Source organism: Algoriphagus confluentis (assembly GCF_036245625.1).
Lineage (GTDB): Bacteria > Bacteroidota > Bacteroidia > Cytophagales > Cyclobacteriaceae > Algoriphagus > Algoriphagus confluentis.
Window position 1 is genome coordinate 77,184 of sequence record NZ_BTPD01000008.1, and the last position, 10,958, is coordinate 88,141.

Sequence of the window (10,958 nt, forward strand, 5' to 3'; positions counted from 1 at the left end):
ATGGCACTAAAGGACATCTTCACCCCTATGGGCGGTCTGGAAAAGCTGAAAATCACAGCTTTTTCGGATGACAACTACGAAACCTCCACCGCGCATTTTGTGGTGATGTACAATCCTACCACTTACAGCCAGGAGGTTAAAAACAAGTGGGTGGCTGAAGAAGGCCTTGCAGACGGGAGACAAAACCAATTTAAGTCTAACCAATCGGAGGACGTTCAGTTTGAGTTTCTTTTTGATGCCACTAGTGCTTCCCCCCCTTCCAAGGACTCCCCTGCCAATTTGGACCTTTCCTATTTGGGTGACCTTGCCCCGGACCGGGACAAAATCGGTGGAGAAAAAGTCTCTGCAATAGAGATCATAAAAGAAGACAAGCACGTGGACCGGGCGATTACCCGTTTTTTGGAGATCACCCAAAAAATCCAGCCCACCACCCATCAGCCCAATTATCTTCAAATCAACTGGGGCGCTTTTCAATTTAGAGGAGTTCTCGAAAGCGCCACGATTAACTACAAGCTATTCAACAATGCCGGATTACCAATTCGGGCCACCGTCACTGCCAAGTTTAAGCAGTCCATTTCCAGAAGTGAACAAGCCGCGGAGACAGGCCGTACTTCTCCGGACCTCACTCATCTGCGTACCGTCAAATCGGGCGATACTCTTCCACTGATGTGCCATCGTATTTATGGAGACTCCTCCTACTACCTGGAAATCGCCCGAATCAATAAGATCAATAATCTCCGCCTGATCCGTGAAGGACAGGAACTCATTTTTCCTCCACTAGCCAAGTAAAAAGCAATGCCCATAGTACCCGTATCAGCCCGTACCAATCCGAATCTTGCCACTTTCAAGATTCTTTCCGAGGGGACAGAAATTCCACCGGAAATCGGCGTGGCTATGATCGCAGTGACCCGAGCCGTAAATAAGCTTCCTGCCGCGAGAATCGTACTGTTTGATGGGGATGTAGCCTCAAGAGACTTTGAGATCAGCGGGGGCGATTTTTTTATTCCCGGAAAAAAAATTACCCTTAAAGCTGGCTACAACAATGACGAAGAGGTCATTTTCGAAGGAATAATTATCAGACATGGTATTGAAGCAAGGGGTGGGGCGTCCAAGCTGATATTGGAACTAAGAGACCCTGCAGTAAAGATGACCATTGGAAGAAAAAACAAATACTTTTTTGACTCTAAGGACTCTGAAATCATTGAAGACCTCATCTCAGCCTATGGGCTCAGCAGCGATGTGGAAGCTACCGCTACCACTCACAAAGAAATGGTCCAATTCTACTGCTCAGATTGGGACTTCTTGGTGACCCGGGCAGAACTCAACAGTAAACTGGTCTTGGTAGAAAACGGTACCGTGAAAATCAAAAGCGCAGAAATTGCTGCCGACGCCAAGCTGGACCTGGAGTTTGGGACTAACGTGGTGGAGATAGAGGCAGAAATGGATGCCCGCACCCAATACCCTTCCAGCAAAAGTAAAGGCTGGGATATAGCCAATCAGGAGCTTTTGGAGCTGGAATCCCCTGATCCGGGTATTGATTTCCAAGGTGATCTTTCCGGTCAGGACCTGGCCGAGGTGATTGGATTGGAGGATTTCACCTTGCAGCATGGAGGAGCCTTTTCAGGCGAAGAGCTACAAAACTGGGCAGATGCAAACATGTTCAAGAGCCGACTCTCCAAAATCAAGGGCCAGCTCAAAATTCACGGAGATAACACCATCAAACCCGGGGATATGGTCCAACTCAGTGGTTTTGGTTCCAGGTTTAACGGAAAAGCTTTTGTCAGCTCGGTGTACCACGAGGTATCCCCCAATCAAAAGTGGTTTACTACTCTGGGGCTGGGGCTGGACCATCGGTTTATTTCTTCGGTGTTTGACGATATTCTGGATGTACCTGCTGCGGGACTGGTTCCGGCCATGAAAGGATTGCATATCGGGAAAGTCACCGGATTGGAAGATCCGGATGGGGAAAACCGGGTAAAAGTGCTTTTGCCCATGATTGATTCCTCTTCAGAGGGAACTTGGGCCAGATTGGCCACGCTTGATGCTGGAGGGGAAGGAGTCAGAGGGGCTGTTTTTTATCCTGAAATAGGAGATGAGGTCATTGTCGGCTTTATCAATGAAGATCCACGCCAGCCCATTATTCTGGGATCCCTGTTCAGCTCGGCCAATGCCAGCCCCATTGAAGTCAATGACGACAATTTCAAAAAAGGGTATACCAGCAAATCTGAGCTAAAACTGCACTTTGACGATGAAAAGAAATCCATAAGGATAGAAACTCCGGGAGGGAGAGTAGTCGAAATGAATGATGAAGATGGCCTTATTTCTCTTGAAGATGAAAACGGAAACAAGGTGATCATGGACAGTGAAGGAATCACCATGGAGTCCTCCGCTGATTTTAAAATCAAAGCCACCGGGGATGTGAAAATCGAAGGAATGAACGTCGATGTCGAATCTTCAGCTCAGTTGACCGCCAAAGGTGGAGCAGGTGCAGAATTTTCTTCTTCAGGGCAGACTGCCGTGAAAGGTTCTTTAGTACAGATCAATTGATTGATGCCAAACGCTGCAAGAGTAGGAGACACAAGTAACCACGGGGGAACAGTCATTGGCCCCGGAGTACCTACTGTGCTTATTGGAGGTATGCCTGCTGCCGTGATGGGAGACAACCATGTCTGCAGTCTTCCTCCCAACAGTCATCAACCCACAGTCAGTGCCTTCCTGTTGGGAAGTAGCACCGTGATGATCGGAGGAAAACCTGCCCTGAGAGCAGGGGATACCTGCGTTTGCGGGGCATCAGTAGCAGTGGGAGCGCCGACTGTCATGATCGGATAGCAGGATTAATTTAAAAATGGAAGCTGGGGTATTGCCAATGCATTTATTGGTGTCCCCTGAACAAGAAAAAAATGAAAGAGAAAAATACCTATTTGGGAAGAGGCTGGGCCTGGCCCGTTAGCTTTCAACAGGAAGTGGGCCAAGTCAGTTTGGCCGAAAATGAGGAGGACATTCGTCAAAGTCTCATCATTCTGCTCAATACCTCCATGGGAGAGCGGGTATTGCGTCCGGAGTATGGCGCCAATATGGAAGATTTGCTTTTCGAGTCGCTCAACGTGACCACAGCCACCTTGATATCCAACCGAATCCAGAGGGCAATTCTTTTTCATGAACCCCGAATCCGTGTGATTCAAGTGGACATGCGTCCTGATTACCAAGGAGGCCGAATCGAGGTCTTGGTTGAGTATCTGATCCTAGCTACCAACAACCGAAGAAACCTAGTCTACCCTTACCTATTTATTGAAGCTACAGATATAGCCCAATGAGCAGCGACTCCTGTCATAGCGTCCATATACCCCATCCGGGAACTCATCAGGCCAACCGCCTCTTGGAAAGCCTTTTGCCCGAATACGTGGCTGTCGACGAGCGGAGTATCGAGGAGTTGAAGCAGTTTGCCATCAAGCTGGCCTTTCAACTGAAATTCATTGAACCTGCAGGAGATACAGGCAAGGACTGGAAAAATTTTTTCACTCAAGAAATTCAGCCTGAGCAACTGACCGCTCCACATTTTTCTCTCTTTCTGGCCTTTCTACAAAACTACACCCTACTTCAAAAAGACCTAAATTCCCTAACGAAAAGGCATTTAGACTTTTTTTACCGGGATGTGTTGAGAATCCGGGAAAAACCCGCCGAGCCCGATCAGGCCTACCTGATTATCCAACTGGCCAAGCATGTCGGAGAGTTTTTGATTCCTTCTCTTACTTCCTTCAAAGCAGGAAAAGATGGATTGGGTTTTCCTGTTTCATTCAGGACCCAGTCCAATCAAGCCGTCAATCAGGCTGAGGTAGCAGAAATAAAAGCCTTGTTCAGAGATGAATTTTCAAGGTTTTATGCATCACCTATAGCCAATTCAGAAGACGGAAGCGGGGGGGAAATCACTCAATCTGAAGGAGGATGGAGTACTTTTGGAATACCCAATGCTCTTTTTCCAAATGCTGACCGCCCAATTGCTGTGGTGGGATTTGCTGTTTCCTCTCCGGTTTTGTCCTTGGCAGAAGGAGAAAGAAAAATTAGCCTGAGTCTGCTTTTTCATCCTGCAGAGCAGCTCTTGGAGAATTTGAACAAGCTGAATCTCAACTCTAGTTTTCGGTTTTGGCTGAGTGGAGAAAAAGACTGGATAGCTGCAAAAACAGGGGGCGAAAAATCCCATGCCCAAGCTATCACAGATGCCTTGAATTTTATCAATTCTGTAAAAACATGGCAGGACATTGCCGGAATCGAGCCTCAGGCCGGCCCTATCTTTGACGATCCGGAGAGAGGGTCTCATCGCCCCTTTTCCGGATACGATATCGGCGAAATCACTGCCAAAAACATCTTGGCTTACAGAGATAGCCTGGACGACAAAGTTTTTGATGAATTGGAGGAGGTAAAAGAAGTGAGGGGAATGGGCGAAGACAAATACCATGACCTGATTTACTCTTTCCAAAAGCAGGCCCATCAAATCATCAACCGAGGATCAGATGGTATTGAACTGATTCTCAATTTCTCCTTGAGCCCAGAGCAAGAGGCTGTAGTCGGGTACAAAGAAGCCGTCCTTCTTCAGAAGTTTTCTACCACACAGCCAGTTTTGAAAGTGGAGTTGGCTCCGACAGCACAGAGCTATTCTTACTCCATGCTTCAAAATGCCAGGCTGAAATCCGCAAAGCTCGGAGTTGACGTCTCTGGGATTCAAAACCTCATCTTGCAAAATGACCAGACAGTCCTTCCTGTAGGGAAAAACATCCACCCATTCGGATTCCGTCCTACCAAAGGGTCCCATTTTTACCTAGGCAGTAGAGAGGTCTTTTCCAAAGGACTGACTAGTCTCGCTATCCAATTGGTTTGGTCTGGACTCCCCTCCACCGGCGATGGTTTCAAAGACCATTACTCAGGATATCCAGTAGCATCCAACTGGGCAAATCTAAACTTCAAGGTAGAACCTACTTTACTAAAAGATAGAGATTGGATGAAAAAACCATCCTCTACTCCTTACTTGCTCTCTCTTTTTGGTCCCGACAATTCTAACCCGCCTTCAGCCACTATCAAGCTAAACTTGGATGGATCATTCCTACAAAACCTGGGTCCCCGTCCGGAATTGGATGAAATTGACAGCTGGGGGCCGGACAAAAAACAGGGATTTTTACGCTTGTCTCTTTACGGTCAGGATTTTGGACACAGCGAGTATCCCAATCTTTTCGCGAGTGAGGTGCTTAAAAAACTGGACAACCCCGATCTACCTCTTCCCAAAGAACCCTATACTCCAGAGTTGAAATCGGTAAGTCTTACTTATACGGCCGAGGACCTTTTTACTCCGGAATCCGGCAAATGGAGCCAGTTTTTTCATATCGGTCCCTTTGGAGAAGCACTTATTCAGGAGAAAAATCCTCCTCTCATTCCTCAGTTCACTGCACAGGGAGAATTGATGATCGGATTGAAAAACCATCTTCCAGGACAAAGCATACAACTCCTATTCCATATTCTGGATGGAAGTGGAAATCCCGAAAAACCATCCCCGGTGGTATCCTGGAGCTATCTGAGTGGAAATACCTGGAAGGCAGTGGACAAGTTGGATCTGGTCATAGATCAGACCCGTGGTCTGATTCAGACCGGTCTGATCCAATTTACTCTGCCCAAGGCAGCAGACTCCAGACATACTCTTTTGCCCGACGGACACACTTGGCTCAAAGCCTCAGTGGCAGAAAATGCCGATGCCTTACCCAAGTTGACCGATATCCTGGCACAGGCTATTGAGGTCACCTTTGACAATCAAAAAAATGATCCCAACCGCCTGGCTCAAGCTTTGACCGCAGGAACGATTTCCAAGCTAAATGTCAGCCAAAATCAGATCAGCAAGATCCATCAGCCTTTTTCCTCTTTTGGGGGAAAAATGGCCGAGGCAGAAGAAAACTTCTACACCCGGGTAGCCGAACGACTCAGGCATAAGCAGCGTGCGGTCACCAAATGGGACTACGAGCATTTGGTCTTGGAAGAATTTCCCGAAGTCTATCAAGTCAAAGCCCTCAATCATACCTACTACGAGGGAAATCTACAGGAATATCGCGCCTTGGCTCCAAGGCATGTGACTCTGGTAATCATCGCCAATGTGCAGAACAAAAATGCATTGGATCCACTCAGGCCCAAGGCCAGCGTCTCCCTGCTCAGCAAAATCAGGGAATCGGTTTTGAAAAAATGCTCAACGGGCGTACTGCTCCATGTAGTCAATCCGGTGTATGAAGAGCTTCAGATCAAAACCAAAGTCCGATTTCTTCCGGGTGTGGACCAGTCGATTCACACCAAAAAACTGGAAGATGACCTAAAAGCATTTCTCTCCCCCTGGGCTTTTGAACCCACAGATCAATTTCAGTTTGAGGGAGAAATTCACAGTTCAGTCATTCTCCATTTTATAGAAAAGCTTCCTTACGTGGATTTTCTGTCCTGTTTTGAACTCTATCATCTGATCAAAAACCCTATCAACGGGCAGCTGATTTCCCGAACCCGGGTAGAAGAAGGCAGAGGAAGCAGAGGAGTTTCCATCCTCGGGTCAGTGGGTACCCTAGGCCGCTATGGAGATCACTTGATAGAGATCCTGGAGACTGAAGATTGCCAATGCGAGGACAATATAGTGCCCGAAAAAGCAGATATCCTCTCCTCAGAGAGCAGCGATATGGAGGAAAAATATTGATCAGCTATCCTATGCAAGAACCCGTCACTATATCCAAAAGCAACTTTCCCAGCCCGGCATCGGATTACCGGCTGCTGCGCAAGGAGGCCTTGGCATACATCCAGCGGCTTTCGGGAAACATTTGGACCGACTACAATGCGCATGACCCGGGGGTGACCATTCTGGAGGTCCTTTGCTATGCCATCACTGATCTGAGCTTCAGGACTCAGTTTCCGATTCAGGATTTGTTGGCAGACCCCAGTGGGTCATTAGCCGGGCAGTTTTTTCAACCTTCACAAATACTTCCTTCCAAAGCGCTTACCCTGACTGATTACAGAAAGCTCCTTATGGATGTGGAAGTCATGGATGAGGCCCCTGATTCAATCTGTCCCAAAGCCGGAGTAAAAAATGCCTGGATTACGCTGAGAGAAAGCAATGAACTCCCCGTATTCCCAGACAGAAAAGCCAAAAAACTAGCTTACCAACCTTTCCCAGCAAAGGAACAGGCCTTGAAAATGGGAATTCTCTACGATGTACTCTTGGAGTTTGATACGGTTCCGGTCTTGGGTGATCTGAACGAAAATCAACTCAGCATGGAAATCGAGCTCACTGAGCATCCTGAGCTGAAAGGAACGATTCTGGATATTCAAATAGAGTTTCCCCGCTGGGACCAAACCCTGGACTGGACGAATTCTCTAGCCATCAAAAAAGCGATTCAGTCCATTGATATCCAATTTCAAAACCTGCCTTCCGGAATCGACCTAAAGGCAAAGATTCAACCCTCTAAAAATATTAAACTGGAGGGCTCCATAATGACCAACACAGGTCCTCAACCTCTGGATGGTCTGCCTACCCTAAGCAACCAAATCAATCAGCTGATCTATCAGGATGAGGAAGGGGCCTTGGTTCAATACCGGCTAAAAACCGATAAAATCAGAGAAATTCTGGCCGAGGTCAAGCGAACACTGCATGCCAATCGCAATCTCTGTGAGGACTTTGTGGATTTTCAAGCCTTGAAAGTGGAGGAAATATTGGTGTGCGCGGATATCGAACTTAGTCCGGAAGCTGATGTGGAAAAAACCGAAGCCGCGATTTTTTCGGCTATAGGCGATTTCCTGTCTCCTCAAGTCAATTTTTACAGCCTCGAAGAAATGATCGACCGGGGCAAAGAAGGCAGTCTTCCAATTCTGAAAATCCAACAGAACCCTGCCAAGCTATGGATCAATCTATCTCAGGAAAACTTCCCCAAACCCGGGGCAAAGCTGAGCATTCTCGGCAGTGGCAACAACGCCGGAACCTATGAGGTATTGACTGCCCGATTATCACCGGATGGTACCTGTGAACTGAGACTTTCTCCCAACTTTTCGAGCTCTCTACTCCGTGAAGATGATCAGGTCTACCTTGGCGATTGGGACAATGCAGCAGGGACACCAACAGAAAAAATATTCGAAGGCCCATTGTTAAAACATGGCTTTATCGATGAGAAGGAACTGACCTTGGCCGAAAGGAAATCCCAAATTCACGTCTCCGACCTGATACACTTGATTATGGATATTCCTGGAGTGGAGGCGGTGAAAAACATTCAGATTGCCAATTTGCCTCAAGACGATCCCAAAGGGACTATTCCATCCAAGAGTGTCCGATGGTGCCTCAAGCTGGCCTTGGAAAAAAATTACATTCCCCGGCTGAATGTACCCCTGAGCAAACTGACTTTTTTCAAAGAAAACCTACCCTTCATTGCCAATAGAGAAGAGGTGGAGGACCTGCTCGAAGATATCCAAAGCGGCAAACGTCCTCAGAAGAAGTCCGGGCTTGTAAAAAACTTCCTTCCACTGAGTGGAGAACATCGGGATTTGGAAAATTATTTTTCCATTCAAAATGATTTCCCCCTTGTCTACGGACTTGGGGAAGATGGCATGCTCCCTCAGGGAGAGGGCCGGCCACAGCCCCATCAGGTAAAACAGCTCAAAGCCTATTTGATGGTTTTTGAGCAATATCTTGCCAACTACCTTTCTCAACTGGCCCATTTAAAGCATCTGTTTTCCCATAAAAATGAAAAGGATCAATTTGGCAATCGTTTGGTGGACCGCACTTATTTTTTCCAAAATCTTTCTGAAGTCATCGTCCAGTCCGACGGAAGGTTAGGAAATAAAGTACCTGACTCAGCCGGGCTATGGAAAAACCTGGGAGACTTAAAAGAACTTCTCGGGGAGATTACCGAAAGCAGAGAGACTTTTCTGATAAGGAGAAATAAATTTCTTAACCATTTGCTGGGGAGGTTTGCCGAGTCGCTGACCGACTACGCCCTACTTTCGGAACGAATCCATGCCCTTCAGGCTCAGGATAAGCTGATCGATGACAAACTCCACCTTTTACAAAACTACCCCGCAATCGGTGCAGGACGTGGACTGGGATTTGACTATTCGATTTTGGATCACTTCTACCATCAGAGAAATCTATCCGGATTAGAAGACCGCATCGGGGCTTTGTACGGAATTCGAAAGAAAAGCTCCGACTGGTTGATTTTCAGCGCTCATTTTGTTTTTGAGGAAAACACAGGTGTATGGTCAGTTCGAGTGGTAGACGATAGTGATCAACCCATTTTTGAGCTTTTGGACAGCTTTCTCACTCAAATAGAGGCAGCAGAAGCCCTTGAAAAAGCCCTCCTACTCGGGTCTTTGAAAGAAAATTACCTTTTGTCCGGAGATCCGGGATCCATTCAAGTTTTACTTGTCCATCTGGGTGTACCCATCGGGGCCAGTATCCGACAGGACTTGATGAGTTCTGCAGAAGGAGGAGACGCGGATATATTGCTGGGCCAAATCCATGAAATCCTACTCGGAGAGTTTATGGAAAATCCTCGTGCCAATAGAAAAAACCTAAGCTTGGGATTGAAAAACTGGGTAAACTACTCCATAAGCACCTCCTTGGGGCCAGGCATTCCTGGTTATGAAGTGGAGTTTCATTTTTTTGACGCTCCTTTTGGAAAAGGAGAGGAGATCCTGTTGGGTAAAATCCTCAGGGAAGTTCCCGGCGAAACGGATCCTGCTCAGCTGGAAACCTTGGCTGAGGAAGATTTTGAAAATCACCTTTGGCAGCTGGTCGCTGCTGCATCAAAACCATCAGGGTATCAGGTTCCCGAAGATACCAAGAACCCTTATCGAATACAGCTCATTGACCCGCTACGAGGAGGACTTTTGGCAGAAAGCTCAGCCGCAGACTTCAATCAATCACTCGCAAAAGCCCTCGAAGATGGAGACTGGGGAGAAGCTTGGCTACTCGCCAAAGGGTCTCCACCAGAATCCTTTCATCTCAATCAGGCAGTATCCCTTGGGTCAAAAATTGTCCTTCAGGGGACTCCTCAAGCTAAAAAAGGAGACAAAATCCTATTTGAACAGGACTTGCTTCTTTCCTCCGTGTCACTCGAAACCCATGAGCTGATGGTAGAAGGGGATTTGAGTCAGGTAATCCAATTCTTTCCGGAAGTTCAGCTTGTTTATACTGATGGAGGAAAAACCTACCTGAAAGAAGTCTCTATCCTTTCGGTACGTTTTGATGGCACCTCCACCCGAATAGTAACGGCTTCAGCGCCCAAAATAAGCTGGGAAGGAGGGTCCATCAGCCTTTCCCGGCAGTTTGAGGTAGTGGATATGGATGGAGCAAAAGCTCTGGTAAGAGGAGAAGAAGAGATGCGGGCCATCGATAAGCTCAAAACTTTCTTTTTGAACCAGTTTTTCAGCCATGAAGGCACACACCTTTTCGAACACATTCTTCTACGCCCCAAACACAAGGGAAAATATTCCTTTTCCGAAGAAGGCAGTCCGGTCACCGAGACCTTGGAAGACCGACTTTTGGATCCCCATTTCCAAGAAGAATGTCAATGCACCCTGGATGACCCTTACACCTGCATGACTCACGTGATCTTGCCGTTTTGGGCTGGCAGATTTACCAATCGGGATTTGAGAAAATTCCTGGAAAACAAATTCAAACTAGAAGCACCGGCACATGTGTTTTTGACGATCTGCTGGATACATCCCAAGCACATGGAACAACTCGAGAGAGCCTGGAAAATCTGGCTGCTCGAAAACCTGAAACAAGCATCACACCCCAAGCAATTAGCTCAGGCCCTTGGGAATCTGATCGAAATACTCGAAAAAGTCCGCAATGTCTATCCCTCCGGTACACTTCATGACTGCGAAGTCGATGACAACCTGGACCAGTCGATCATTCTCAATTTCTCATCCCTGGGCGAATTTTAAACCTGCACGAT

At 47.2% G+C, this 10,958-nt stretch carries 6 protein-coding genes; all 6 read left to right on the forward strand.

Translation table 11 applies throughout. The features are described from left to right. The 6 genes from AAA943_RS13110 to AAA943_RS13135 all read left to right on the forward strand — a co-directional run bounded on the left by AAA943_RS13110 (nt 1) and on the right by AAA943_RS13135 (nt 10,947). A complete protein-coding gene (locus tag AAA943_RS13110) occupies nt 1-789 on the forward strand; it encodes a CIS tube protein (RefSeq protein WP_338224712.1) in 789 nt (262 codons plus the stop codon). Nucleotides 790-795: 6 nt separating this feature from the next. Next, entirely contained in the window at nt 796-2,547 is a 1,752-nt protein-coding gene (vgrG, locus tag AAA943_RS13115) for a type VI secretion system tip protein VgrG (protein ID WP_338224713.1), read from the forward strand. Between the two features lie 3 nt (nt 2,548-2,550). After that, entirely contained in the window at nt 2,551-2,829 is a 279-nt protein-coding gene (locus AAA943_RS13120) for a PAAR domain-containing protein (protein ID WP_338224714.1), read from the forward strand. A 71-nt stretch (nt 2,830-2,900) separates the two neighbouring features. After that, the gene (locus AAA943_RS13125) at nt 2,901-3,314 is read left to right on the forward strand and encodes a GPW/gp25 family protein (RefSeq protein WP_338224715.1); all 414 of its coding nucleotides are present in this window, start codon (nt 2,901-2,903) and stop codon (nt 3,312-3,314) included. Then, nucleotides 3,311-6,709, forward strand: a complete 3,399-nt coding sequence (locus AAA943_RS13130) for a baseplate J/gp47 family protein (RefSeq protein WP_338224716.1) — start codon at nt 3,311-3,313, stop codon at nt 6,707-6,709. Before AAA943_RS13125 ends, AAA943_RS13130 begins: the two co-directional genes overlap by 4 nt. Next, a complete protein-coding gene (locus AAA943_RS13135) occupies nt 6,634-10,947 on the forward strand; it encodes a hypothetical protein (protein ID WP_338224717.1) in 4,314 nt (1,437 codons plus the stop codon). The genes AAA943_RS13130 and AAA943_RS13135 overlap by 76 nt, the downstream gene beginning before the upstream one ends. Nucleotides 10,948-10,958 lie beyond the last annotated feature (11 nt).